Origin of the sequence: Stieleria marina (assembly GCA_007741555.1) — a bacterium.
Lineage (GTDB): Bacteria > Planctomycetota > Planctomycetia > Pirellulales > Pirellulaceae > K23-9.
In genome coordinates this window covers 6,810,794-6,836,947 of record CP036526.1, presented here as the reverse complement: position 1 = coordinate 6,836,947, position 26,154 = coordinate 6,810,794, and the positions used below count along the sequence as shown (strand labels likewise).

The following is a 26,154-nucleotide window of genomic DNA, read 5'->3' as shown; positions in this document are numbered from 1 at the left end:
ATTATCAAGGCAGCGAAAGCCATTCATGAAAGGTTTAGCTGTGCGAAACCGGAATGGAATCCGTCGGAGCTGTTTTATCGACGGGCGAGAGCCCATCCTGTTGAGCAGCGACCGCTTTTCGTTTAGCGGACTGGTTTGCTTCAAGGTCAACGATGATCGCATCGATTTGAGGAACGAGTTCGACAAGCTTGTTGCTCACGTCAGCAATCCGTTCGTAAACAGTGTTGTCAATCGCCGGTGCAACGATCTCCAATATTCCGATGCTCGCTTGTTCTCCATCGCTCTGACGGCGTGTGAATAAGGGCAGCTTGACGACAAGCTTGAACGCCTTTTCAGGCTGTCGAACACTTTTCCAAGTCGCGTGATAGCCTTCTTGCAACCAAGCAATGTTCAAGTCGATTCGAATTTTTGCTAGTTCATGGTTTTCGGCGAACTCGACCAATTGATCCCAAACAGCATCCCAATTCCCTGAACCCTGAATCGGTATGCGGGTGTGTAGCTTTGCGTTGTCTGCTGAGTGTGAACGGGTTGCAAATGATTTCGCAAAATTCATTCCGCGCCCCAGCACCAAACGGTATTCAGCGTGCCCAAACGAACGAGTGTAAACCAGCACGCCCAACACCACGGCGACTCCAGCAGCGGCAAGCCACGGGAGATCGAAGGTAACCGACAGCACGGCTAAAATCGTGGTAGAGGAACAGAGCACGGCAACGACCAGCAACATGCCGTAGGGGCCAAACTTTTCTTGCAGTAAATGGTGAAGGTGTCCACGATCGGTCGCGTACAAACTTCGGCCGGTTAACCAGCGTCTGACAATGGCTGCGGACGAATCGAAAAGCGGAATGGCAAGAATGGCTACCGGCGCGGATGCAAGTACTGTTGATTCCTTGACGCTGCTCCAGATCGCAAACACGCCGATCAAAAGCCCGATGGTCATGCTGCCTGCATCTCCCAAATAAATCGTAGCGGGAGGTCGGTTGAAGCAAAGGAATCCCAGTAACGCACCGGCGAGCCCGAATGCTACGACCGCGTTGAGCGCGGCACCTCCTGCGAGGCTAAGTACTCCAAGACCAACGCAAATAATGATTGCCGCAGTCGTCGCCATGCCGTCGGCTCCGTCGATCAAGTTCAACGCGTTCACGGCGATCAAGAGCCAAAGGACTGTGATTGGGAAAGCGAAAACCCCTAGTTCGATTTCAAATCCGAGGAGCCCAATCGAATCGATGATTGTGCCACTTCCGACAATCACAGCAATGATCAGGCACTGCATCAAAAGCTTTTGGCGACCACGCAGAGAGAACACATCGTCGATTAGGCCAACGGCAAGCATGCATGCGGCAGCGAAGTACAGGATATGCCATTGCGGCTGCATGTATCCGAGTGTTGCAGTGCCATTCCAGCGGTCGATGATGACGGTCAAAGCAAACGATGCAGTGGCGGCCACGAAGACTGCAATGCCTCCGCCAAGTGCCACGGGTTTTTGGTGTAGTTTCCGCTCAGCATCTGGGCGATCAACCATGCCGATTTTGCGAGCGGTGAACCGTACGAACGGCACCAGAACCAAAGCCAAGCTGAGTGAGAGAATCACCGAAGTAACGATCAACGATGCCATTTTGCTGCGCAGTGATGGGAAAAGTTTGACTTGATGAGTGCTTCGATGCGCGTCGCGCAACGGCATCTGCAGAAAAAAGAGCGTTACCGACAGATTATCCTGAAAAGGCCTCTTTTTGCAGCTTTCGCTCGTTCAACTATAGATGAGACCTACCGGTTTGAGGCTAGCGGTTGGCATCTAACCAAGCAAAGCAAAGGAATAAAGTTGATTAGGTTGAGGGTGAGGTTTGTACCGCATTAGCAGGGGCACTGTTCAGTAAATCACGGTGTATGAACCGGTTATTGCGGATGATCAACATGATCGCGCCAAGCGTGGCAGGCGATACAGATGTTCTTTCCGTCACTTTTGGTTAATTCCGCACGACCAATACGGCGATAAATAGGCTTGAGCGGGTATGTCAAATGGCATCATCCGCACAACCTGCACGACCTAACCACCGTATGCCGTTGATGCCAAGGGGGGCCCCATGGCGATTTGTTCACTCAGTGCGATCTTCGCACAAGTAAACTCAGAACGACCTAAGAACGAAACGAATTCCTCGGATGTACGAGGGAAGCGTGTCGCAAAATATAGTCGTCGATCACGAAAATTGTTGTCTCGCTCGCTTGCCAAAATCATCACAGCTTCCTGTGTTGCTGCGATGGCATTTTCAGCGACAGGTTGCTCGTTAACATCCGGTGCTTGCCGGATAGCAAAGCAGCATGACTGTCTCGACAATTTTATGATTGGCTACCGCAACCAGGTACTCGCTGCTAAAGCGTGGCACGAACAAAAACACTGCTTTGCCAATCGTAAGCACCAGCGAGATTTTAAAGCTGGATTTATGCAAGGCTACATGGATGTTGCCGATGGCAGCAACGGTTGTGTGCCTTCGGTTGCGCCGTCGAGCTATTGGGGGTGGCGATACCAATCGGCGGACGGCCAAAACGCCGTCAACGCTTGGTTTGCTGGCTATCCACAGGGGGCTCAGCTTGCTGAACAGGACGGCGTCAACAGTTGGAGCAACATCCGTCCGTCGGGGGCCAATGCACCACAGCAACGTCAAGCTGTTTTTGTGCCACCGCCCGTACCGAGCGAAGGTCGCTATGAGGATGAGAATCCGTTCTACGGCGAGCCAAAATCTGGCAATCAGCGATATCCGTATGAGCCTATGAGAGACGATGCAGGCTATTCGGACGAGGAAGCCGACATGACCGACGACGATGCGATCAATAGTCCGATGGACCAGCGTGTCAACGACGAGATGGATCTCGACGATACACCGGCGCAACCGAAAGACATCAGTGATGCGATCCGCGAAGCGTTGGACGCACCATTGGATGACGATTCGGCAAGCATCCGATCGCCCTATCCCAGTTCGCCTGTTGGTCGATCTCGGGTGGACGCACCGTACATCGAACCGCCTTACGAATCGACGAGCTCCGATCAAGTGCACGTTGTAATCACGGCCGACAGCGATTCGGATCCAACCGTCGAAGTGATCAAGCCTGACTCGCCACGAACAGCGAACGCAGACGAAGAATTGCGTTTTACATTCGAGTGAACAAAAACTCTCTGAGTTGAAAAGACAATTGCCACGCCGCTTTCACGGATTGAAAACGGCTTTGATGTGACCCTTTGAAATCTTGCTCTTCTCGAGCAAACGAACCATGCGGCAGAAGATCGCTTAGTGCGTGACCTTTGCTACTCATTTGAGCCTTCTCAGGAAGCGAGTTTAGGGATGACGAAATCTTTAACAAACTACCGAGCGATCGACGCCCTTCGGTCAGCACTCAAGGCTGTTGCCGCAGGCATTGTCGTGACGGCTGCGACAGGTTGTTCGACACTGACACAGCCAATCGATGGTGTTCCTGCAAACCGTTTGCCGCAAGAGTTCTTCGCGGAACCCAAAAACGATTTGGTGCCTGTCGATATTTCGCTGCTGTCGCTAGAACCGCCACGCGACTATCTGATCAGCAACGGTGACATTCTGGGCGTCTACATCGAAGGCGTTTTGCCTTTCAATCCGCCCAATACGCCACCCGAGCCGCCTCCGGTAAACTTTCCTGACAAGGAAAGCACTTTGCCACCTTCGATCGGATACCCAATCGCGGTTCAGGATGACGGAACGTTGGCCCTACCGCTGATTGAGCCGCTGAACGTCGATGGTCTGACACTGGAGCAGGTTCGCGATGCGATTCGCGATGCCTATATCGACAACGATATCTTGCGTCCCGAGAAAGCTCGCCCGATCGTCACGATTATTCAAGAACGCACGGTTGATGTGATCGTCGTTCGTGAAGACACGGCAGGGAACGGATCTCAAGGACTCAACACAGCGAATCTTGCAGCTCAGTTCATTCGGGGCGGCAGCGACCGTAGTGCTTCGGGCGGATTGGTAAAACTCAAGGCCTATCAAAACGATATCTTGCACGCCTTGGTCGAAACCGGCGGTTTGCCCGGTTTGAATGCCAAGAACCAAGTCAAAGTTTTGCGAGCCAGTCGTGCGGATCAACGCATGCGTGCTCAGTTCATGGAGCAGTTTTACCGCCAACGTGAAGCGGCCATGCTTGACCCCTGCGTGTGCCCACCAGAACTTCCAGAAGATCCTTCGATCCTACGGATTCCCCTTCGACTGCCGCCAGGCGAAGTGCCTCAGATTACTGAACGAGACATCGAACTTCAGGACGGCGACATCGTCTATATCGAATCTCGTGAAACAGAAGTGTTTTACACCGGTGGTTTGCTAAATGGTGGTGAGTTTCCACTGCCTCGTGACTACGACCTGGACGTATTGGGTGCGATGGCCTTGGCTGGCACAGGAGCGTACGGACAAACAAGCTCAGGTGGCGGAGGCATTGCCGGAAACGTTGGCCAGGTACCTCCTGGAAAACTTTACATCCTGCGAAAGACGCAGTGCAACGGACAAGTTGCGATCGAGGTGGATTTGACGTCCGCCATCAACGATCCGCGTCAACGGCCTCTGATTCAAGCTGGTGACACTTTGATCCTGCAGTACAAGTGCGAAGAAGAGTTGTTGAACTTCGGTCTGGGTGCATTCTTCACCTACGGGGTCCAAGCTCTGCTGCGAAACAACTAGCCAGCGTTTGAACAAACTGAATTAGAAAACGCCCGGTGTTCCTGCCAAGGATCATCGGGCGTTTTTTTATGGCAACATCACTTGGTCGAGTTGTGACGCAAGGCTTGTTGGCGCTGCTGCTCCACGAACGCTTCCAATTCGCTGGGATTTCGCATCTCGAGTTGTTTGAATTGCTCTGGTAATACCAACTGACGCCACCATTTTGTCTTGTCCCGATCCCAAGTTTGTCTGGGCAACGGACCATGGTTCTGCAGTACCCAGTCATCAACCAGCCAACCTCGCTTTGCCGACGCCAAGTCAATGTTTGTATCGATAATCGGCCTAGGGCGGCGTCCGTTGAGCGAAGTCAAGCAAAGGCAGTAGACCTTTGCATTGTCGACACCCGTCTGCTTCGCCATCTTCTTCAGCTCAACGGCGGCTTGACGCATCAGTTCGGGGATTCTTTCGGCACGACTAGATTGATAGTGGGTCATCACGACCGTTGACGGAAAAAATTGATAGCTTCCGTCGGGCGCGACAACTTTGAAGGTAGTCAACACGGTTTTGTTGCGAAGCATCATTCGCCAAGCAAATCGATGTCCACGCTCGTTCCAAGCCGGATTGCCTGGCAATACCCAATGCCTCAACGGCAGGATCAGCTGCACGCTCACGTACACGATTGCCATGGCGAAGCCGCATTTTGCAAACAGCGTCATGCTGCTTGCGCCCTGATCACCCAGTTTCAATGGATCAGGGTGTTCGTTCTTTTGGATTGACTGAAATGCTTGGCGATAGCTCAACGACGTGTCGGAATATTTCGACAGCCAAACCTTGGCCATTGCCCGGGTACTATGAGTCAGTTTTGCAATGCTGTCCTCCGGAAAGAACACGACAATTGCGATCAGCATGAACCACGGGAAAACTCCAATGTTGAAGATTTGCGAATTGGTCACGTGGAAGACAATTGACATCGCAATGGCCAGCCAACGCGTCTTTCGATACATCAACATGGGGACAACCAACAAGTCATACAGCAGTCCACCCCACGCGAACATCAAGACAGCACCGGGGATCTGCAGGTACGCATCAACTAGCCCGACGTCACGGTTTTGCTCCAAGTAAATGCCTGCTGGCTGGCCGGCCAGCCAATCTGAATTCATCTTGGCGATCGCGCCATAGACGTAGGGAATTCCCACTTGGAATCTCAATAACCAGAACTGCCAGCGCTTAAAAACCTGTGATTTGTGTTCGATACCTAAAAACGAATCGACGGACAGTCGGCGACCGGCTGGCAAAAAGAGCATCAACCCGGCCAGGCAGGAGAGTAGGTAGTAGTGATTCAGGTAGATTTGCCGCTCCACTAACAGCACGTAAGCGATCGCCCCGCATAGCACCGCTCCCGATAATCGAGTCAAAAAACCGATCGCCAGTGTGATGGCAGCGACTTTGGTGATGAAAAAATGCCAGCCCATGCCATTGCCTGGCCACAATTTGACCCACTCAAATCCGGCGTACTTAAACAAGAAACGCGGTTTCATAAAAACAGGGTCGTACAGAGGCAGCATTTCGCCGTCGTAGTCGACAGGATGCGTGTAGAACCATGCCCAGAAATAGATCGCGATACCGATCCCAACACGTACATAAACCAGAACGAGTGAATCGATATCGTCGAATAGTCGTTCTCGAAGCGGTCTGTTGAGGTGGGTTGTCTCGTTCGAAGTGGACATTCGGCGGATACGGTACGAAGTGGAGGTCGAAGGAGAGGATGTTTTGATTGTGTTTAGCGTCGACCGGATTGGCAACGTTGATTTTCGGATCTCACGGATCAATTTGCATCAGCAAACCGGTAGATTAGTTAGGACAACCAATCTAACCCAGTGCCTGAATCGCCATGTCCAATTCGTCAAGCTCCGATGTCTCCAAGCCGCACAGTTCGCTGCTAACGTACTTTATTTGTGCTGCGATCGTCGGGGCTATCGCTTTGGCACTGGCGGCACCTCATGTCGCGGAGTCCGTCGAAGTCGGCGGAGAACTCTTTCTGCGGCTACTTAAAATGATTGTGGTGCCGCTTGTGTTTACTTCCGTCTTGAGCGGGATCTTGGGGCTCGGTGACGTTCGTAAACTTGGCAAGCCGGGGGCGGCCGCGATTGGGTACTACCTTTGTACAACGATCTTGGCAGTGCTCATTGGCCTAGTGGTTGTAAACGTTATCAAGCCAGGAGTCGGCACGGTTGATCCGTCAGTCTTGGAGCAATACTCGGGCATTGTTGTTGGGGCACCCAAAGAGAGAATGACCGAGTCGCTGATGGAACTGTCAGGGCTAACCAAAGACGAAGTGACCAGCGTGTTTGGCGACCTGCCGAGCGGTGAGTCGGAAACGCCCAGTGTTGGAACGATCTTCAAAAATCTGTTGTTGATGCTAGTCACCGACAATCTTTTTGTTGCTGCCGCTGAAACGCAACTGCTGCCGATCATTGTCTTTGCGATCATTTTTGGGGCGATGCTGACAACGATGCACGACGAAGTAAGCAGCATCACGCAACTGATTCAACAGGCGAACAACGCCCTGATGCGATTCGTGATGTTGCTGATGAATGTTGCTCCGTTGGGAATTTTCTGTTTGGTCGCCGCGCGTTTTGGAAAAGCCCAATCCGAGGGCAAATTTCTGGAAGAACTATCGCAAATTGGCTGGTACTTTGGCACCGTCGTGCTCGGTCTTGGCATACATGCGTTGATTGTGTTGCCTTTGATCTACTGGATCGTTCGTCGTGAAAATCCCTATCGCTACATGATGGCGATGTCACAGGCACTGCTAACGGCTTTTTCCACCGCCAGCTCCTCTGCGACTTTGCCAGTCACGATGGAATGCACTGAGCAAGCAGGCATCTCCAAGCGATCCAGCGAGTTTGTGATTCCGTTGGGGGCGACGATTAATATGGACGGGACCGCGTTGTATGAGGCAGCGGCGGCGATCTTTATCGCACAGGCAATCGGAATCGATTTGGATTTCTTTCAGCAAGTCACCATCGCCGTGACGGCAACACTGGCTGCGATCGGTGCAGCCGGCATCCCCGAAGCCGGTCTGGTCACGATGTTGATCGTGCTCAATGCAGTCGGGCTGCCGGTAGAATACGTGGGATTGATTCTTACGGTGGATTGGCTGCTCGATCGTTTCCGCACCGCCGTCAACACGTTTGGAGACAGTGTCGGCGCAGCCGTGGTCGAAAAAACGCTTCCGCCTGACCAGCCATCGCTTCAAGCGGAGCCAACTTCGCTGGCGTGAACTGTCTCGCATCAACTGCGTACTGAGGGATAGACCGTTCTTTTCAACCTCTGCAGGAGTAAACGTGACTCAAATACCATCGGGCGATTCATCACGGCAGTGGTTTTTGCGAGGCTTTGCTGCAGGTGTGATGTTGATGGCAGCGTTCAATGCGGCTTCGTATTTCATTCGATCCGCAAAGTGGAACAGCTTGGCTGGCGTTCGGTCCGATTCGAACGAATCGATTGGGTTTCCTTGGCTGATGTGGGAAGGCGGAAATGCTTACGGCGGCTTCTACGTGGACTATCCGGTTCTCGGCCTGAATGTACTTGCAGCGATCGCCGTTGGTATTTTGGCTGGTGGCGTTGTTGCGTGTTGCACTCGCCGATTGAATAGTCTGTTGTCGATCTACCTCAACGAATCACAGCCAACACAGAAACGTCCGTTTCAGTTTTCACTGTGGGGAATGATGATCGCGACAACCTTGGTAGCGGTTATCGCAATGCTGGCGACTCGGTTTGCCGCACACCGCGAAACGCTAATCGCGATTTATGTGCTAGGGCCGCTCGTTTTGGTGGCGATTGCGATGATTCCCGGGAGACTTTCTTGGCAAACGCGTGTCTGGGTTATCATTCCGACCACACTGGGATTGATCGCCGCGGCCATCGGAGTTGGGCTGAATTTGCGAATCGATTTTGACCGAGTTCTCCTCGCAATTTTTCTTTGCTGGACTCCTCAGAGTGCTATCGCCGCGTTGCTTTTGACGGCTTGGCTAATTTGGTCCGCTGCCCGCAGTCAACGTCGCGCTCAAAGTTGTGATGAGGGCGGCGTTGTCGTCGCGACTAGCGAAATGCCGGCATAGTTTAATCATTTGCCTTCATCAAAATCTGTCAGCTCCGACAAAGACGGCAGGCGATCATTTTGCAACTTGCAACCGAGCGTTCAACTGCTTCTTGAGAGTTGAAACAATGGTTTGGTTGGCGGCCGCGATGTTGCTCGTTTCCCCGTCGGGAGATTCGTGATTGTAAAGCTCGGTTTCTCCACCGCGATGAACGATCAGTCGGTACTTGTCCGTACGGATCGTTTTTGCTTTTGAAGTGTAGGCGACTGCTGGATGCCCAGTTTCGTTGGGTGATTCAAGGATTGGCTGCAGCGATTGTCCATCGACATATTCGGGCGCCGGCAAGTTGGCAAGATCGCAAAGCGTCGGAAACAGATCGAGCGTCTCGACCATGGCGTCGGTCGATTTGCCAGCCTGCGGCATGCCTGGATAGGAAATAATCATTGGCGAATGAAGCGATTCTTCGAACAACGCATGCTTTCCCCAAATTGCGTGTTCACCCAAGTGCCAACCGTGATCACCCCAAAGCACGATGATCGTGTTTTCTGTTAGCCCGTGCTTTGCCAGACGCTGCGTGACACGGCCTACTTGCGCGTCGGCGTATGAGACGCACGCTGCATAATGACGACGTACTTCCAGAGCAAACTCGTGATCGGTGTTTGGGGTCTTTCCCCAACGGTTGTATTTCATGAACTCGCCCGAACCATGCCAAGTTGTTTTTCCCGCAGGCTTCTCCGGGTGGGGCGTCGTTGGAAGTTCTGCATCGCGGTAATGCTGCATGTATTTTGCGGGTGCTCCAAACGGTAAATGAGGTCGAATGATTCCGACCGCCAAGAAAAACGGTTTCGTATCCGACGAAGCCGCAAGACGGTCCAGTTGGCTGAGCGATTCTTCGACAATCAATCCGTCGGGATAAATGGAGTCGTCTCCTTCGGTGGATTGAAACAGATCCATGTTCTTGGCGTTCTTGCGAATCTCACCGTTGGCCAATCCGTGCATCGCTCCGCGTGGATGCTGCCAAGGTCCTGCCGGGAGCAGATGGCGATCCCAGTCGCCCGGCATTTCCGGAATCGCACTGTCGTCCCAGTCGGGGCCACCGCGTCCGCCGGGATGATGCGAAACTTTGCCGACGCTGACCGTTGTGTAGCCATTGTTGCGGAACCATTTTGGCATGCTCGGTGGCACATCCACGGCGTCACGATCAAGTCGTTTGGCTCTGTCAAACAGGGCGTGGTTCCCTGCTGGGCCATAGAGTCCCGTCAACATCGCATACCGCGAAGCACCGCAAGTTGGCGCCTGAACGAAGTGCCGACGAAACCGCATTCCGCGTTCGGCCAAGGCATCGATATTCGGCGAATGGATGTAGTCTTTGCCAAAGCAATTTAGCTCGGGACGCAAATCATCGACACAAATCAGGACGACGTTGGGTCCTTGCCCATGGACACTGGTTGAGTACCCGAGGCAAGTGAAGACGACAATCCAAAGTGCATTGCGGAACATAGATTCAGGTAGGAAGTTGGTTTGGTTTGTTGCGAGTCGCCATGACAAAAATGGATGCACCCACGACCGCGGTGAACAAACATGGTAGTAGAATCCAAATCGGAATGTGCGATTCTGTGCCGTCGATTTGTTCGCCCAGGAACGTGAGTTCCTTGTGGTAGTGAGCGACTGATTCCAGCAACGCGTTATGGGTGAAGTGGAGGACCATTCCAGGGACGACGCTACCGCTGCGATAAGCAATCCAACCGAGAATCAGTCCCATCAGTGTGGTTGGGATAAAGCGTTCGATTAGCAGTGCGTTTCCAGTTAGCACGTGAAACAATCCAAAGATCACGGAGGTGATGACAATGACTTTGGTGGGCGTGAGCACTTTTGACAGGGCCGAAAACAAAAAGCCGCGAAAACAAAGTTCTTCGATGATCGCTGGCGTCAGCGCCATCGTGGCAACCAAAACCAGCGGATTAACCTGGGTGAATGCATCGAGCGTCTTTAGGGCCTGTTCGATGCGAGATTCATCCAGACCACCAATTCCCATCGCATTGGCAATTACAAACGATTCGTGGGCAAGCACCCATGCGCCGCATCCGATTAAAAACGCGCCGAACATCGCTACCCAGGTAAAGGGACGCAGCCTATAGGTCGATCGGTATCGGTTTCGGCCCAGAAAGGTAGCGACCAAGGGCACCAGTCCAAACGTGGCGATCAACGCGACCGCATTGAGCGACAATTGATTCGAGAGCGAAAGCGATTCGCTTAACGACTGCATGGTGCGAATCAAACCGTTGGAAACGACAAAGTAGATGGGGACCAACAGCGCCAACATGAGCGATGCCGATTGGATGCTCGGGACAGCGGATTCTGCTTTGGGGCGACGAAACAGCGAGCTAATCGATTGTTCGCTTGTGCGCGTAACGGCGTCGCTGCCGAATAGTTTCGCAGCGATTGTCAGCGCTGCTGCCGCGTAGACCACGGTGCTAATGATCGCCGCAAATGCCGCGGCAGGGTCTGCGCCGTCACTGAGTAAATCTCTCGCAAGAATAACGATGTTCACCAAGGGCGCGATCGCCATGGGGCCGGACAATTTGACTCCTGGCATCAGCGACAGCATGCCTGGCGTGAGCGAAAGAAGCATCACGGGAATCAAGTACGCTTGCGCTTCTTTGAAAGATTTTGCGAAGCTGGTCAATGACAACAAGACCGCAGAAAAAAAGCCGCTGAACAGAACCAGAAGCCCCAGAATGTGCAGCACTGACATCCATGGGAATCCTTCGCTGCCGGTCAACAGTGGTAGCAACCCTCCCGCCCAGAGCGTCGTGAACATTGCCAGCAGATTGGCGATTGCTGTCAGCATCGCGACGATGACCACTGCGGTGTACTTTGCAAACAGCACGTAAAACCGCGGCACGGGGGACGCCATTAGCGATTCCATGGTGCCGCGTTCGCGTTCGCCGGCAGTCAAGTCGATGGCGGGGTAGACCGCTCCGGTGATAGTCATCAGCACCAGGACCAATGGCACGATCGTTGCCAGCAGCGTCGTGTCCTGCGGTTCGCCGACGTCCGTGACGTCGACATCGGCTGGTCGCACGTATCCACTATTCGAGGCAGCGGCGGCTTCTTCGGCTAAACGCATTCGCAGCCAGTGCATGCGTTCTGACAGAACCCGTTGGCACATCTGGCTAGTGCCGTCGCCATTGAACGCAATGAATGTGACGGTGGGAGGTTTCTCAGCGGTGATCTTTGCCGAAACGTCAACGCCGTTATTGAACAGTGCCTCTTCGGCTGTCTCGGGAGCCACATTGAAATACTCAAACTTAGCGACCGCGCCCCCACTGGCTTTTGAGATCACCTCGGGAGGTTGGCTGCGAGGGTCTTCCAACCATTTGCTGAGCAGAAGGCCTTCTTGTTCGGATTCGATGCCGACTTTGTAGACGATCGTTGCGGACGAATCCGCGGCAGCCGACGAAAGCAAGAAGCGGTTCAACGCCATACTTAGCAATGGATACACCAACAACGGCATCAGCAAAAGCGTCACGATCGTGCGTCGATCACGAAGCGTTTCTTTCAGCTCTTTTTGACACAGTCGAATCAGTCGGCCATTCAGACCCAAGCTTGACACTAAATGGATTCCTGTTTTTGAAGCAAATCACTCGAGCGTTCGTCGCGAAGCAAGTCAACAAAGATATCGACCAAGTGTTGTCGCCCGGTTTCTGAACGCAGTTCTTCCATCGTCCCACTATGTTTCTGGCGTCCTTGATGCAGCAGTCCAAATCGATCGCAAAGCCGTTCTGCTTCGTCCAGTCGATGCGTGCAAACAACAACCGCTTTGCCAAGTTGGCGAAGGTGATCGATGTAGTCAAAAATCGTCTGCACCCCCACGACATCCAGGCCACGCGTCGGTTCGTCCAACAGCATGACTGGCGGATCATGGATCAGTCCACGCACCAGCGTGACGCGTTGCCGTTGCCCGGTGCTCAGTGTTCCCGCGCGTCGATCCAACAGCGGTTGGATCTGCATCATCGCAGACAGTTCTTCGATTCGCTGCTGCGCCAACGTTAAATCCACGGCGTACAAATCGGCAAAATAAATCAGCATTTCACGAACGCTGAGCCAGGGATAGACACCATCGCTAGCCGAAACGAATCCCAGTCGGGACTTGGCTTCGATCGGGTCGTCGGCTGTCCTCACTCCGTCGACTTCTGCGTAACCGGTGTCTGGTTCCAGCAAGCCGAGCACCATCCGCATGGTTGTCGTTTTGCCAGCACCATTAGGACCGAGCAGTCCGAACACTTCCCCCGGATCGATCTGAAAAGAAAGGTCGTCGACCGCGCGGATCTCACCCTGTTCTAAGGCGAAGGTTTTGCTGAGCGAACTAACTTTTAGCATTGCGGACCACGGTGGCGAACACGAACTTGGATGGCAACAGTGTATTGGTTAAGGAAGCGAAGCGGGCCCGCCGTTGCCACGATTCATACTCAGTTTACTGCGAGTCACGTTGCTACGCGAAGAGTGAAAGGATGGTTCATGGCATCGGTATGTCGGTTTGTGAATCAATTGTGTGCGGCAACCAATAATAGCGGAGGCTTTTCGCCGATTCGTGCGAAGGCGAAGGTTTCTGGCGGGCTCTCCTGCAAAAGAAACTCACGTAATGCAAGCTCAGCGAGGGCGATGCATTGACCTCCGGATTCGATTTTTGCTTCACATTTTCTATCGCTATGATTCGCCGTATCCACCGCCAATTGACAGTACGTTGGCTGCAACGCATCGCGTCGGTTGGGATCGTCCTAATTTTGACGTCCTACGTGTACAGTCGTGTCGTCAGTATGACGCGTCTGGTCGAAATTGAATGCTTGGCCGAGCAATCGCCTTGGGATGCACGTGAAAACACGACGTCGTTGCGAATTGCGACGTTCAACATCGCTCATGGTCGTGGCTTGAGCACTTCCAATTGGACCGGGGAAACTCGTCAGCAGCGGATACATCGGCTGGACGCGATCGCTGCTGAGTTGAGGAGACTGCGCGCGGACGTCGTCGTGCTCAATGAAGTCGATTTTGATGCCAGTTGGAGCCATCATGTTGACCAAGCACGCTACGTAGCCAATCGATCTGGCTATAAGTACATTGCGAAGCAAAGCAATTTTGATTTTCGCGTGCTGGGCTGGACTTGGAAATTCGGGAACGCCGTTCTGTCGAAGCAACCAATCTCTCAAGCAACACTCGTTGACCTCCCTGGGGATGCCATATGGGAGACGGTTTTGGCAGGAAAGAAGCGCGCGTTGGATTGTGAGATCCAGCTCGCTGACCAATCGAAATTCCATCTCGTCGCCGTTCACCTTTCACCACGTAGCGAACACGTACGCGTGGAATCGATCACGCAATTAGTCAAACTCGCTCAGACTGGCGATTCGCCATTCGTATTGGCGGGTGATTTTAATGCGGCTCCGCCGTCGTGTCGTTTTTCGCAGCTGAGCGATGACCAACAGAATACGATTTCGGCAGTTGACGAGTCACGTGTTTTTCGTCGGCCGCCCAGCAATCAGTCGGACGCCTTCTTGACGTTTCCCGCTGATAAGCCCGATCGTGTGATTGATTGGATTCTTGTTCCGAGCAACTGGATCGTTGACGACTATTGGGTCAAACCCATTGCGTTGTCTGATCACCGACCTGTTATTGCCGATATTCGATTTGGTGAACGCTCTCTTGCTCCGCGCGACGAATCGCCCTAATCTGCGACGGTCTAATCGGAGACTCATTTGCGTTGTTTTGCGACGAAAGATCTTCTAAACACTGATCCTTGTACCCCACGAGTTCGCGGTGCCTAACGCCATTGTTGATGTTCGCGATTTGCGAAAGGTGTACCGCAGTTGGTCTTGGGGACGGCGGCGTGAAGTGCATGCTCTGCGAGGTGTTTCGCTGCAGGCGCATGCCGGAGAAGTGTTTGGATTGCTGGGCCCCAACGGCGCAGGCAAGACTACTTTGATCAAAACACTCTTGGGAGTCGTTCGACCGAGTGGCGGCGGCGCATCGCTTTTTGGTCTGCCCGCTGGCAGCACGCAGGCCCGCCAAAAGGTCGGCTACCTGCCTGAATCACTTCGAGTAGATCGTCACCATACCGCGCGTTCGGCACTGCGGTATTACGGCCGCATGAGCCGCATGGGGCCCAGTGAAATCAATCGGCGAAGTGACGAGCTTTTGGAATTGGTGGGACTGCGTGGGCGTGACAAGGAATCAGTTCGCCGTTTTAGCAAAGGCATGTATCAGCGACTGGGACTGGCCCAGGCATTGATGCATGACCCTAGCTTGCTGGTCTTGGATGAACCCACCGATGGTTTGGACCCGGTCGGACGCAATGAAGTTCGAAATGTGATCCAGCGTTTGAGCGATTCGGGGAAGACGATTTTTCTGAACAGTCATATTTTGCAAGAGGTCGAATTGGTTTGCACCCGTGTCGCAATCATGGCACTGGGCGAAATCAAAGCCATCGGTCCGATCGCCGAACTTGCAAAGTCTGGTCAAGCCAGTCCGGTGTTTTTGCGGATCGCGCACAGCGAAACCCAGTCAATCGAATCGGTGCGTTCGGTAGTGGCCAATCATCCGGTAGTTGATCCGGCGACCAGTGATCCAGCGGATGAGTCGGTTGAGTTGGTTTCGGTCGATCAGCGGCCGTCCGCGAATGAGTGGACCATGAATGTTGGTTTAAGCGACCAGGCTGCCACCGATCGACTGGTTGATCGGCTCCGGGCCGCGAACTTTTCGATCCTGCATCTGGAAACAAAACAGGCATCGTTGGAAGAGACGTTTATGCGACTGGTGAATCAACCCAGCGCAGTAGAAGCCGAGCCAATCGCGACATCTTCTGGCCACGCAACCGATAGCCAAGTAACTGACGAGATTTCAGCCTAATGCGTCCTTACCTCGCCGTGATCTTGGATTCGTTTCACGCTGCCCTTTCGTCGCGAGTGCTATGGATCGCATTCATCGCAATTTGGATTTTGCTGGGGGCACTTGCACCGATCGGTTACCGAGAAGACCTGACGACGGAATTTCGGCGATGGGATTTTGATAACGGCACTCAGCTCAAAGCGATGTTGGCACAGGGACTGGCCGACCCGCAACAAGAAAGCACCGCGCTGGGCCGCGTGTCGGCCGCACTGCCCGAAGATCTTCAGCGGCAGCTGAAGCGGGTTGCCAAGGGGGAGGAGGTTCGGATCCGAACCAACGCGCTGGCCGACGGGCTAAACGAAGTCATGGATCGCCAGGATTGGCACGATGATGACGCGTGGAAAGCGACTGCCAGACTTCGTGAACTACGTGATTTGGATGCGAAGTCTGACGACGAACTTTCCGAGGTGATGAAGAAGCGACGTTCACGTCTGCGGATCGAAGCGGCGCTGCCAGGGGTGTTTCAGGCGCGTGCATCGCGTTCGATCCTGCTGACCTACGCGGGCTTTGATTTTCCAGCTCCTTTACCGTTTGGCAAAGAACAATTTGACATGGTGACGAACCAATTCGTCCTACCGTTGTTGATGAATTGGCTGCTGGGATTCGCGTTGATCTTCTTAGGCATTTTGGTCACCGCGTCGATTGTTCCCGACATGTTGCAGCCGGGTTCACTGCATTTGTTGTTAAGCAAACCTGTTAGCCGATCGTTGTTGCTGCTGAGCAAATTCCTGGGTGGATGCGCATTCGTGTTTCTATGCGTCTGCCAGCTGGTGGTCGGACTTTGGCTGATTGCAGGGCTCCGGCTGGACATCTGGAATGTCCGCTTGCTCTGGTGCATTCCCGTGGCGGTGTTCCTTTTTTCGGTGTTTTACAGCGTTTCGTTTTTTGCGGGGCTGCGATGGCGAACACCGATCTTGGCGATCGGTATCACGTGCATGTTCGGTGCGTTTGTTTTGGTCGTCGGTGCGATCGGCGGCTACTTTGACGCATTCGTCTCTCAGCCGGCTGCTATTCGCAGTATGGTTTTGGCCGGCGATGAAGTGTTATCGACGACTCGCGGTGGTGTGGTGCAGCGCTTTGACAAAACGGAGAACGTCTGGAGCCCCCTTTCCGAACCAGACCAACGGCAGGGCGATCTGGTGTTGCCGCTAACGAAGCTAAGTGACGACACCGTCGCGACCGCACGCATCAAGGGAGGTCGTTTCAATCCCTACGGCAGCGGATCGCTGGACCTTCAGTTGCTCGAACGCGGTACGGACTGGGAACCCGAGCCCGCGATGAGACTTCCCATCGCAACGCGGCGGATTTTTGCCGTGCCGGGCGAGTCGTTGATCGCGATGAACACAGGTGGACTGATGGCCGCCGACTGGGATTCGGTGCTGGCGTGGAGTAGCGATGAAACGAAAAGCACTTCAGGTACCAAGGCCAAAGCAAAGAACGATTCAGAGAGTGCTGCGCCGGGCAATTGGTTGACGGAGTTGATTCGCAAACGCGGCGGTGCGACGTCTGATTTTCAGTCGATTCTGCCAGCAGGAGTGACGATTGTTCAGCCGGTACGGGTCGCCGTGTCGGACGATGCACAGTGGATGATTCTTTATTCGCTGGGGCGGATCACTCGATTGGAAAAATCGCGGGACGCTGATCAACCGATTTGGTTGGCGACTGCAAAACGTGAGCTGGACGGCGAAGCATCCAAAGGAGCGGTGATTGCAATCAGTGGATCGAAACTGCTGGTCGCCCGCGAAGAAGAGTCAATCAAAATTCTCGATGCCGAATCACTCAGAGAGTTGAGTGGGATTGAACTTTCGAGCGACGGATCGGTGCATTCAGCGATCGGGCTTGCCGACGGCGAAAGGTTCATGATTGTCTACAGTAGTGGATCGTCTTGTTTGGTAAGCACGGCCGCAGGCACTGCTGCGCTGGACTACTCGTTGCAATATGACGACGTGGAATCAGTCTCGCTGGATCGAGAAACGGACGAATTGATGATCGCTCACGATACCGATCGCATTGATTTTGTGGACAGCCAGAGTTTTCAGGTTCAGCGAAAGATTCGTCCTAGTCTTTCTGGTTGGCGTTTTGTGGATCGTTGGGTGATAACACCACTGCGGACATTGACGCCACAGACGGGTGAACTGGGCCAGACGGTAGCCGCACTTGTAGGCGGAAAGTCATCGGTCACCATTGGTCAGAACAGTGCCGACGACGGCGACCGCATCCGTTTCAAAATCCTGCGTCCGGTCTTGAGCTGTGCGGGATTCGTGATTGTGATGCTGTCGATCAGTTGCCTGTACTTTGCACGACGCGACTTTTGAACCTGCTGAGCAGTGCAACGTGTTATGATCAAGTCATCGTCACTGCCAACTCTTTCTTTCTCGGTTGATTGTCTTTGATATGCAAAATTGCTCCAAGGCTCTGCTGTGCGCTGCGTTATTTGCTGTTCTTTTTTCGCTCGGAACGACGGCTCAAGAAAAGAACAGTTTGGCGGAATTTCGTCGACTGCATGACGAGCTACGGGACAAAATGGCGGACGATCTAATTGCAGCGACAATCTATTTAGAAAGTAAAATTGAGGTCGACCCGGAATCGGAAGATCTGAATGTGCTGCGTCAAAGCTTGGCGTCTCGGTTGGCTTCCGAAGGTAATTTCAAAGCTGCCAATGAACAGTTTGCGAAACTCTTGGAGTTTCAGCTCCAGCATGCACAAGATGCGCGAAACCAGTACGGAGCTTGGATGACGATTCAGAGCATGCAGGAGGTCGCCGAGGAGTCTGGCAACACGGCCAGTCTGAACGAAGCGATTGAGCTTGCTTACATTCGATTGACAAAGTTTGATGCGAACTTGTTGCCGGTTTCGCAGCTTGCGGTGCTGAAGGCTCGACTGCTTGCGGACGACGGTAAAGACAAAGAAGCAAAGGATCTGGTCGAAGAACACGTCGCAAAGCTGGCGAAAACGAACGCGACGAGCGATGCTACCGAAGAATCAATGCAGGCTTATGTCGCAATGTTCCGTGCACTGACGGACGAAGGCGAAGACAACGAATTGTGGTTTGACCAATCCAAAAAGGAACTCGAAGCATTGGTCGCAGCGGCAATCCAGAAGTACCCAGATTCGCTGCCGTTGCAATCAAGCTATGCGGAAACGCAACTGTTGAAGATCACTCGCTGGAGCCAAGAAGATCCCGATAAAACGAAAGAGCTTATCGATACTGCCCTGAGTACGCTTGAGCCGTTTGCCAACAAGAACGCGGCGGTTCGCGCCACGCTGAAACGCATTGAACTGTACAAGATGCAAATGTCGTCAGCCAAACCCAAGGAATCACTGGTTGGAAAACCGGCTCCCGACTGGGACATTGATGGCTGGGTCAACACGATCGATATGCAGCGAGAAGATCTGGATGGCAAGGTGGTGTTGTTGGATTTTTGGGCGATGTGGTGCGGACCTTGCATCGCGACGTTTCCGCATCTGCGCAAATGGCGCGAAGAGTTCGGCGATGAGGATTTTGAGATCGTCGGCGTGACGACGTACTACAACTTTGAGTGGGATGAAGAAAAAAACCGAGCGTCACGTTCACGCAAAGACGTTTCGGCGGCCGACGAACGTCAAACGATCGCTCGTTTTCTAGAGCATCACAAATTGGAGCACCCCGTGATCGTCACTCCCGAGGGTAGCGGAATGAACGGCCAGTATGGCGTGCGTGGTATCCCGCACGTGGTGCTGATCGACAAGGAGGGCGTCGTCCAACTGATCAAGACAGGTGCTGGCAAAGAAACGGCGGCAGCGATTCAGAAGAAAATCGAAGAGCTGCTGGGTTCGTAGAAATGTCAGCTTGACGTCGTCATCGGCGTCGGGCCGAGTCTTCTTGCATCTGAAGGATACGCTCGTCGGCGATTCGCAAGCGACGACTGACTTCGCGTCCCATGTTCATCATGATCATGGTGTACTGCATCAAATCGCTGGTCATCAATTGCCGCAGACCCGATGAGGAAATTTCGATCACTTGGCAATCGGTCGTTGCCAAAATGGAAGCGGATCGAGGCTGGAAATCAATCAAAGCCATTTCGCCGATGCAGTCACCTGGGCCAAGGTGCCCCAGGGTGATTGGTTTTTTGCCATTCTGTTTTTGGACGGAAACTTCGCCGGATTGCAGTACGAAAAGCGATTCGGCGTTGTCACCTTCACGAAAAAGATAGTCGCCCAGAGAGATCGACCTCTCCTGAGCAACTTCAAAGATTAGCTCCAAGGCTGATTCGCTCAGTCCACCGAAAATCGGCATCGTGCGTAACAAATGGATCGGCGGTTGGCTCATTGCACCTGACGCTTTACTTAGTCATCGGACTTGATCTTGTACAAGTGACTGCGGGATCTTAATAAGATTGCGTCGCCAATCGCGGTCGGGCTGGCGACGGTGTATTGAACGTCATCGCTCACTTCGTTTGTCGCGGCCAGTTCGTTCTTGCCAGCCGAAAGCGGGCCGATCACGTACGTCGTTGCGTTTTCACCAGTGATGTAAAGATGGTCTCCCGCGATTAGCGGCGAGCTACTAAAGCCGACCCGCGATTTGGGAAGTTTTGTGTCCCAGATTGTCTCACCGGTTTTGGCGTCGACACAGGTCACCAAGCCACGAGTCTGTTTACCGTCACTGATGAAATAGACTCGGCCGTCCTTTGCTGCGGGTGTCGGCACATCGCTGCCAATGTCGTCGCGAAACCATGCGATAGCGTCTTTGCCTTTTCCCTTTGCTAGGTCGTCCATGCGGACCGCCGTTACCGAGGCCCCGCGTGCATAGGGGCAAATGATAAGGTTGCCTTGAGCAACGGGCGACGCGATCGAGCGAAAGTATTCGTGTGACGTTGGATTGAATCCGCCCAGTCGGCCCAGTTCCTTTCCGTTGCTGGCGTCATGGATCGTCAGGTAGTCGCCGCCCATCACTGCAATCATCGGCTTGCCATCGACTTGAACGTTCAGTGGCGTGGCGTAACTTTGCGCGGCTTCTTTGGGCGCATCCACACTGCGATCGCCCTTCCAAAGTTCTTTTCCGGTTTGCTTGTCAAAGGCGATCAAATAGCTGGGCCCGGTATGCATTACGGTTAGCACAACAGCGTTGTCAGTCAGGATGGGGGATGTTCCAAGATCCCACCACAGTCCGTCTTTCATGTCGTAGCTAAGTTGAGTTTGCCATTTCAGCTTTCCGTTCTTGTCGACGCAGCCAAGATCGCCACTTCGAAAGAACGCATAGATCAATTCGCCGTCGGTAATCGCGGACGGATTGCTGCCGCCACCCTTTTTGTGTTTGTTGCCCGTGTCGTCGCCAATTTCGATTTCCCATTTGACGGTTCCCGATTCCGTATCGATGGCCATCAACTTGTTTTTACCGTCCATACCGGACGTGAGGTAAGCAACGTTGTCGTGGGTCACAGGAGTACTGCCGCCCAGGCCGGGGATCTCCGTCTTCCAGTCAATGTTCGATTCCTCGTTCCACTGGGTCGGATAATGGGTTCCCGTGGCCACACCATTTTGTGCACTACCCCGCCATTGAGGCCAAGCGGTGGGAGCGTCGGAATACGCCGAAGTGTCCAGCATCAACAGTGCAGTGACGCCAAGCGTCGTGGCGAGCAGCTGTTTCAGCGTCGAAGAGTTTCGTGTCATCACGTTATCAGGGCGAAATCGATTCATTGTAAAAGAGAACCTCGTGGCGTCGGTGTATATGGTTTAGTGGCGATTCTATCGCGAGTGAGTCCTTTATCTTAGCTGTATTTGGTGGCCAGTGACGTCGTGGGTGACAAACTGGATGACAGATGGCCACTTGTGGTCATAATGGTGCGGGCGAGACGTCTTGGCGGCATTGAATCGTAGTAGACGAATTGGGCATCCGGCTTCATTTGGAATGGGTCCTAGCGATATGAAACAGAAGTCGACGAATACACCGAGTCGCTTGATGCGGCCGGCACTGATTGGGTTAGCGCACGCATTCGCCTTGGTGGTGACCGCTGCGGCTGCTTTGCCGTCATTCGCTCAGTCACCAAAGCGAAGCGAACTGCCCGACGCGTTGCTAAAAGACGATGCCGCAGAGATTGAATCGAGCGAAGACACAATTTCATTGCTGGACCAGCTTTCGAAAGGACGTTACTCCAGTCGGCAGCAGGCAACGCTCCGCATGTGGGGCTCACGCGACGAGCTTCGTGATCAGGTTCAACGGGCCGCACGAGACTCCAATCCAGAAGTGTCCGGTAGAGCAAAATGGATCTTGGATCAGTGGCGGCGCGGCACATCGCCCGGCATGCCGCCGCGTGTGATGCGATTGCTTCAGAAGGGTGACGATCCCGCTGCCATTGTCGAACTGATTGAACTTGGACGGTTTGCTGATGCGGTGGTTGCCGTTCAAGAATCGGCCCAGTCGATCGAGTTTGAGCGAATCAAACAAAAGGTGACGAATGCCTTTACGATGCGTTTTCCATTTTATATCGAACACGCAATGCAAGATGATTCGTTGCCGGACCTGCTCCGTCTGATCGACTTGTCAGCTGCCAACAAAGAAATGGCCGTTTGTCGCGTTCGTTTGATGGACGCGATGGGAATCAAAATCGACGACGATGCATTGTTGCCCAGTGCGGCAGCCCAATGGGTGCCTGCTCTGCAAGACGAAGCAATGGTCGCCATTGTGATGGTCCGGGGCGAGCAGGACAAAGCGATCGAGTTGGCGAAGGAGTCGTCCAACGATAATCTGATTCGAATCGGTTTGATGCTGGGGGGCCGATGGCAAGAACTAGCCGACCGCTCAATCAAGAAGACGTCGTTGGTCGACGGAGATACCTCTGAAAAGTCGTCCGATCAGAGTATGTCGCTTAGCGAGATCACGCGTTGGGTTCATGTGTTGGTCGCGGCAGACAGATGTTCGGATGAATCCAAAGCATCCCAGGCAATTGGCGTTCTTTCAAAGGTTCCCAGCGAACAGGAGGGGTTTGGTCTAGCTTGGAAATCGCTTGCGCTGCACGGGCAGATGGAGCTTGTTTTGAAAATGCTGGACCGCAAGCATCCCAATGAACTGGTCGACGTTGCCTTGGCTGCTTCTCGTCCGGAAGCGATATTTGAAAAACTGAATTTCCGGCTTTCTGATTTGGACAGTGAGCTGCACTTGTGGATCGATGAAACCATTGACAAGCAGCTTGCTGACATTGCGTTACTGCAACAACCCGCGGGCGGCCAAGGCGAGAATCGGCGTGGCAATCAACCCGCTATTGGCCGCCGAAACATCCGCGATCAAGTGAATCCGGATGTGCCCAATGAAGCAATCATCCAGTTGATGGGCTTGATGAAATGCCTGCTTGCGGTCGGTCGGGATGACGCGGCATGGGAGATCGCTGAGCGTCTTGCTAATGAACCGTTGCAGTTCGGGCCTTCACGTGATCCGCGTCCGCTGCGTGACTATGTCGTTCAGAATTTGTTGTCGACATCACGCAGCGAGTGGGTGTTTCAACTGGTGGTCGCCGAAGATGCCAAAACGGTTTCCGCAACCGCCCAGTGGTGTGCTGCGAGGCTGTTGGACGACACCGAGTCGATGACGCTGCGTTCGATGACCGATGCGTTGAAACGTCTGTATCGCCAGGCATCGTTCCCTGAGCGTTTCAGCATGGCGTGCGACTTGTTGCGAGGTGACATGCCTCAGGGGTTTGAGCCCGACCGCGACTTTGAACGTTTGTACGAAGCTCTGAACAGCCGAGCGTCGGTTGGTTTTCTAAACAGCAGAATGCCGCCGCTGGATCGCTCTCAGATCAATCATGATTACGTTAAGTTTTTTGCTCGGCATGGTCAAACTGAATTGGCGACAAAGTGTTTGTCGGATCTGGCCCGCAAGGGAGATCTAGATGCATTTTATGAACTTGCTCTCTACGAAGCGAGTTCCGGCAACGTGCAACGTGCGGATCAGTTTTTTGATCTCACTTGGAAACGGGCGCGAGCCAACGGGCAATCGCCGGGGCTGAAGCGTTTCCGGGAGGCCGATGCCATTGCGGGCATGAAGTCGCTGGTTGGACGCTGGATGGGGGCAAAGCATCAAGGCGACAATGTGCTGGCCGCGGATTTTCGCAGACAGATCGATTTGACGTTGTGTTCTCCGTCAACAGAGTTTTGCGACTCGATAGCCGAGCATCTTGCCGATTTGGGCGCCGAATCGATGGCCAAAGAAGTTTATGAAGTTCTGTTGCCAATGACGGCAATGGGGTCGGCGGAGGCGACTGAGTTTTACGATGTCGCTCGCAAGTATTCGACCATGATTCGCGAACAAGATGGAGAGGCCGCTGTTCGCTGGTTTGACTTGGCAGTTGGCGGCACGCTGGAGTCGACATATTTTCGGTCGTCAGCTTATGTGACGTTGCCGATCTACATTCGTCGCTGGGCATTAGAAGCTGCGATCGATCGGAATGATCGCGTTGCCGTTGCGGAGCACTTGTCTCGACTGAACCAGTTGGATCCGATGGACATTTCGTTTGCCGAAGAACAACTGCCCAAGATGCGTACGGCTGGGATGACGGAACTGGCAGACAAAGTCTTCGATGAACTCTTTGAACGCGGAAAGACGCACTTAAAGCGATTTCCGATGGACGTTACCGTGGGTAATAATGTCGCCTGGGTCGCCGCGATGAACGATCGAAGATTGGACGATGCCGTCGAGCTGTCCGAACGCACGGTGTTTCTTGAACCGGACAGTGCGATTTACCGTGACACGCTGGCTGAAATTTTGTTCCGATTGGGACGCAAAAAGGAGGCGTTGCACATCGAGGAGAGTTGCTTGTTGGATGATCCAACGCAGTGGCATCTTTACGAACAAGTCAGCAAGTACCGTGATGCACTGGCAAATGAATCGGTTCAATTGCCACGCTAGTTCGGATCAGCGGTACGCGAGTTTGTCCGGCGTTTTTGGCAGGCCTAGAATCGAATGTTGAAACTGGAACGCCGTGTGTTTCGGTGGCGATCGTGGTGGTAGTGATGTCGCGGAGTGACCACGTGCGTTGGGTTGATGATCACGGGGGCAGGAACGACTCGGTGATGAATCACAGGTTGCTGGACGATGACGGGGCGTTCGACATAGACCGGTGCTTTGGCGACAGATGATACCATCGCCTGCTGAGCACTGGGGGCACGTTGTAGAGCGGAAATGACGTTCTCGCTGACTCCGTTTTGATGCAGCGAGATGATTTCGGCAACCTGCAACTGGTGTCCGTATCCACGCTGGTGAACTTGGTTGATAATGATTGATTCACTTAGCCCACTGCGTGACATCGCAATGACGTCGTTTAGCGAAACAGCCGATTGCTGAACCGCGATTTGTTGCTGTTGATAGTGAAGTTGTTGCTGCTGGTTTTGGTAGTAGCGTTGCTGCGATGCAATGGCACGATCTTTGTCGGACGCGTCTCCTAGCAGCCCGCCTGCGACGGCACCGACGACCGCGCCGATTCCCGCTCCCGCTCCGGCTTCGTTGTTGTGATCACCAATCAATCCGCCTGCAACGGCGCCAGCCAATCCGCCGAGCGTTGCGCCGCGTTGGCGGCCCGTTTGAGCCGAACTGGTCGAAAATGACAGGCAGACAATGGTCGTCACTGCGATCAAGCGAAAAGAAATGCGGGTCATCTTTGTCGTTCTCTTGCGAAGGGTGGTAAGGGCCCGGTTCGGCGCGTGTTTTTTTTAAAATGTTCAAAACCAAAATGGTTTGCGAACCGAAAGGAAACTTGCCTGATAACGATTCTCTGGCCTGCGGATCAATCCCAGAATCCAGAGTTCCTCGCGTGAAACTCCCGCAGGAGTTGAGATGACCGTAGCGGGGACTTAGCGGCAGCCTAGCAAGATTCGACTTTTACCGGCTTAACGATCGCCGAGATGGCCTGAATGAAGTCTTGGGCGTCATGGAACTCGTGATAAACGCTAGCGAACCGAATGTAAGCCACTTGGTCCAGGCGGGCCAAATGCTTCATCACGATGCGCCCGACTTCGCTGGCGGGCACTTCGGAGTCAAATTCTCGGTAGACATCAGCTTCGATGTCTTGCACTACACGTTCAACGACGGCGCTCTGGATATTGCGTTTTGAACAAGCCCGTTCGATACCTCGTCGGATTTTTTCCCGATCCAGTGGTTCGCGAGTATCGTCGCGTTTAACAACTCGGAGCAGAAGTTGTTCGATCTTCTCCAGCGTTGCAAATTTCCGGTTGCAATTACTGCACACCCGTTTGCGACGAACCATGTAGCCTTCATCTGCGGCACGCGTGTCTAGGACACGATCGTTGTCGACATGGCAATAAGGGCATCGCATGGTAAAAACCGAAATGACGCGGTGAACGAGAATCGGTACATTATCAGGGGAATGAAGTCCGAAGAACAAGGCCCTGATGCGAATCCTATGCATTCAGCATTGATAATGCTCAGAGGCTTCGTCTTCAGAATCCCGTTT

At 53.5% G+C, this 26,154-nt stretch carries 18 protein-coding genes; 9 read left to right on the top strand and 9 right to left on the bottom strand.

Going from position 1 to position 26,154, the window contains the following annotated elements:
- Nucleotides 1-34: 34 nt before the first annotated feature.
- A complete protein-coding gene (locus K239x_RS24235; RefSeq protein ID WP_419189348.1) occupies nt 35-1,612 on the bottom strand; it encodes an MraY family glycosyltransferase in 1,578 nt (525 codons plus the stop codon).
- Nucleotides 1,613-2,333: 721 nt separating this feature from the next.
- Here K239x_RS24235 and K239x_RS24230 point away from each other — a divergent pair.
- Complete coding sequence (locus K239x_RS24230; protein WP_145420906.1) at nt 2,334-3,155, top strand: hypothetical protein; 822 nt, start codon at nt 2,334-2,336, stop codon at nt 3,153-3,155.
- Nucleotides 3,156-3,332: 177 nt separating this feature from the next.
- Nucleotides 3,333-4,691, top strand: a complete 1,359-nt coding sequence (locus tag K239x_RS24225) for a polysaccharide biosynthesis/export family protein (protein WP_145420905.1) — start codon at nt 3,333-3,335, stop codon at nt 4,689-4,691.
- Between the two features lie 77 nt (nt 4,692-4,768).
- Here K239x_RS24225 and K239x_RS24220 read toward each other — a convergent pair whose 3' ends face one another.
- On the bottom strand, nt 4,769-6,397 hold the full coding sequence (locus tag K239x_RS24220; protein WP_145420904.1) for an HTTM domain-containing protein: 1,629 nt from the start codon (nt 6,395-6,397) through the stop codon (nt 4,769-4,771).
- Between the two features lie 164 nt (nt 6,398-6,561).
- Here K239x_RS24220 and K239x_RS24215 point away from each other — a divergent pair, with 164 nt between their 5' ends.
- Together K239x_RS24215 and K239x_RS24210 are read left to right on the top strand one after the other, a co-directional pair.
- On the top strand, nt 6,562-7,953 hold the full coding sequence (locus K239x_RS24215; RefSeq protein WP_145420903.1) for a dicarboxylate/amino acid:cation symporter: 1,392 nt from the start codon (nt 6,562-6,564) through the stop codon (nt 7,951-7,953).
- Nucleotides 7,954-8,017: 64 nt separating this feature from the next.
- The gene (locus K239x_RS24210; RefSeq protein WP_419189347.1) at nt 8,018-8,794 is read left to right on the top strand and encodes a hypothetical protein; all 777 of its coding nucleotides are present in this window, start codon (nt 8,018-8,020) and stop codon (nt 8,792-8,794) included.
- A 54-nt stretch (nt 8,795-8,848) separates the two neighbouring features.
- On the opposite strand, the gene K239x_RS24205 is transcribed toward K239x_RS24210, so the two are convergent.
- From K239x_RS24205 to K239x_RS24195, 3 genes are read right to left on the bottom strand one after another with little or no spacing between them, the layout of a single operon-like run.
- On the bottom strand, nt 8,849-10,273 hold the full coding sequence (locus K239x_RS24205) for a sulfatase (protein ID WP_145420902.1): 1,425 nt from the start codon (nt 10,271-10,273) through the stop codon (nt 8,849-8,851).
- A 4-nt stretch (nt 10,274-10,277) separates the two neighbouring features.
- Nucleotides 10,278-12,389, bottom strand: coding sequence for an ABC transporter permease subunit/CPBP intramembrane protease (locus K239x_RS24200; protein ID WP_419189346.1), 2,112 nt, complete (start codon nt 12,387-12,389; stop codon nt 10,278-10,280).
- On the bottom strand, nt 12,389-13,156 hold the full coding sequence (locus K239x_RS24195; protein WP_145420901.1) for an ATP-binding cassette domain-containing protein: 768 nt from the start codon (nt 13,154-13,156) through the stop codon (nt 12,389-12,391). Before K239x_RS24195 ends, K239x_RS24200 begins: the two co-directional genes overlap by 1 nt.
- A gap of 329 nt (nt 13,157-13,485) precedes the next feature.
- Between K239x_RS24195 and K239x_RS24190 the strand changes: the two genes are divergently transcribed.
- The 4 genes from K239x_RS24190 to K239x_RS24175 all read left to right on the top strand — a co-directional run bounded on the left by K239x_RS24190 (nt 13,486) and on the right by K239x_RS24175 (nt 19,531).
- A complete protein-coding gene (locus K239x_RS24190) occupies nt 13,486-14,496 on the top strand; it encodes an endonuclease/exonuclease/phosphatase family protein (RefSeq protein ID WP_145420900.1) in 1,011 nt (336 codons plus the stop codon).
- Between the two features lie 88 nt (nt 14,497-14,584).
- Nucleotides 14,585-15,673 carry an ABC transporter ATP-binding protein gene (locus K239x_RS24185; RefSeq protein ID WP_419189345.1) on the top strand — a complete coding sequence of 363 codons (1,089 nt, stop codon included), beginning with the start codon at nt 14,585-14,587 and terminating at the stop codon, nt 15,671-15,673.
- Entirely contained in the window at nt 15,673-18,027 is a 2,355-nt protein-coding gene (locus K239x_RS24180) for an ABC transporter permease subunit (RefSeq protein ID WP_145420898.1), read from the top strand. Before K239x_RS24185 ends, K239x_RS24180 begins: the two co-directional genes overlap by 1 nt.
- Nucleotides 18,028-18,106: 79 nt before the next feature.
- Complete coding sequence (locus tag K239x_RS24175) at nt 18,107-19,531, top strand: TlpA family protein disulfide reductase (protein WP_145420897.1); 1,425 nt, start codon at nt 18,107-18,109, stop codon at nt 19,529-19,531.
- A gap of 19 nt (nt 19,532-19,550) precedes the next feature.
- On the opposite strand, the gene K239x_RS24170 is transcribed toward K239x_RS24175, so the two are convergent.
- Complete coding sequence (locus tag K239x_RS24170; RefSeq protein WP_419189344.1) at nt 19,551-19,988, bottom strand: Crp/Fnr family transcriptional regulator; 438 nt, start codon at nt 19,986-19,988, stop codon at nt 19,551-19,553.
- 50 nt (nt 19,989-20,038) lie between these two features.
- A complete protein-coding gene (locus K239x_RS24165) occupies nt 20,039-21,361 on the bottom strand; it encodes an outer membrane protein assembly factor BamB family protein (RefSeq protein WP_419189343.1) in 1,323 nt (440 codons plus the stop codon).
- 253 nt (nt 21,362-21,614) lie between these two features.
- On the opposite strand from K239x_RS24165, the gene K239x_RS24160 reads away from it, so the two are divergent.
- A complete protein-coding gene (locus tag K239x_RS24160; RefSeq protein WP_145420894.1) occupies nt 21,615-24,593 on the top strand; it encodes a hypothetical protein in 2,979 nt (992 codons plus the stop codon).
- Between the two features lie 44 nt (nt 24,594-24,637).
- Here the strand turns inward: K239x_RS24160 and K239x_RS24155 are convergent, their stop codons facing one another.
- Entirely contained in the window at nt 24,638-25,339 is a 702-nt protein-coding gene (locus K239x_RS24155) for a glycine zipper domain-containing protein (RefSeq protein WP_145420893.1), read from the bottom strand.
- Between the two features lie 206 nt (nt 25,340-25,545).
- Complete coding sequence (gene nrdR, locus K239x_RS24150) at nt 25,546-26,016, bottom strand: transcriptional regulator NrdR (RefSeq protein ID WP_145420892.1); 471 nt, start codon at nt 26,014-26,016, stop codon at nt 25,546-25,548.
- Between the last annotated feature and the right edge of the window lie 138 nt (nt 26,017-26,154).

Excerpts from the sequence above, each read along its gene's own strand:
- K239x_RS24170 (WP_419189344.1), bottom strand. The coding sequence starts at position 19,988 with ATGCCGATTTTCGGTGGACTGAGCGAATCAGCCTTGGAGCTAATCTTT.
- K239x_RS24220 (WP_145420904.1), bottom strand. The coding sequence starts at position 6,397 with ATGTCCACTTCGAACGAGACAACCCACCTCAACAGACCGCTTCGAGAA.
- K239x_RS24205 (WP_145420902.1), bottom strand. The coding sequence starts at position 10,273 with ATGTTCCGCAATGCACTTTGGATTGTCGTCTTCACTTGCCTCGGGTAC.
- K239x_RS24230 (WP_145420906.1), top strand. The coding sequence starts at position 2,334 with ATGATTGGCTACCGCAACCAGGTACTCGCTGCTAAAGCGTGGCACGAA.
- K239x_RS24225 (WP_145420905.1), top strand. The coding sequence starts at position 3,333 with ATGACGAAATCTTTAACAAACTACCGAGCGATCGACGCCCTTCGGTCA.
- nrdR (WP_145420892.1), bottom strand. The coding sequence starts at position 26,016 with ATGCGATGCCCTTATTGCCATGTCGACAACGATCGTGTCCTAGACACG.
- K239x_RS24155 (WP_145420893.1), bottom strand. The coding sequence starts at position 25,339 with ATGACCCGCATTTCTTTTCGCTTGATCGCAGTGACGACCATTGTCTGC.
- K239x_RS24165 (WP_419189343.1), bottom strand. The coding sequence starts at position 21,361 with ATGACACGAAACTCTTCGACGCTGAAACAGCTGCTCGCCACGACGCTT.
- K239x_RS24175 (WP_145420897.1), top strand. The coding sequence starts at position 18,107 with ATGCAAAATTGCTCCAAGGCTCTGCTGTGCGCTGCGTTATTTGCTGTT.
- K239x_RS24215 (WP_145420903.1), top strand. The coding sequence starts at position 6,562 with ATGTCCAATTCGTCAAGCTCCGATGTCTCCAAGCCGCACAGTTCGCTG.
- K239x_RS24235 (WP_419189348.1), bottom strand. The coding sequence starts at position 1,612 with ATGGCATCGTTGATCGTTACTTCGGTGATTCTCTCACTCAGCTTGGCT.
- K239x_RS24160 (WP_145420894.1), top strand. The coding sequence starts at position 21,615 with ATGAAACAGAAGTCGACGAATACACCGAGTCGCTTGATGCGGCCGGCA.
- K239x_RS24190 (WP_145420900.1), top strand. The coding sequence starts at position 13,486 with ATGATTCGCCGTATCCACCGCCAATTGACAGTACGTTGGCTGCAACGC.
- K239x_RS24195 (WP_145420901.1), bottom strand. The coding sequence starts at position 13,156 with ATGCTAAAAGTTAGTTCGCTCAGCAAAACCTTCGCCTTAGAACAGGGT.
- K239x_RS24180 (WP_145420898.1), top strand. The coding sequence starts at position 15,673 with ATGCGTCCTTACCTCGCCGTGATCTTGGATTCGTTTCACGCTGCCCTT.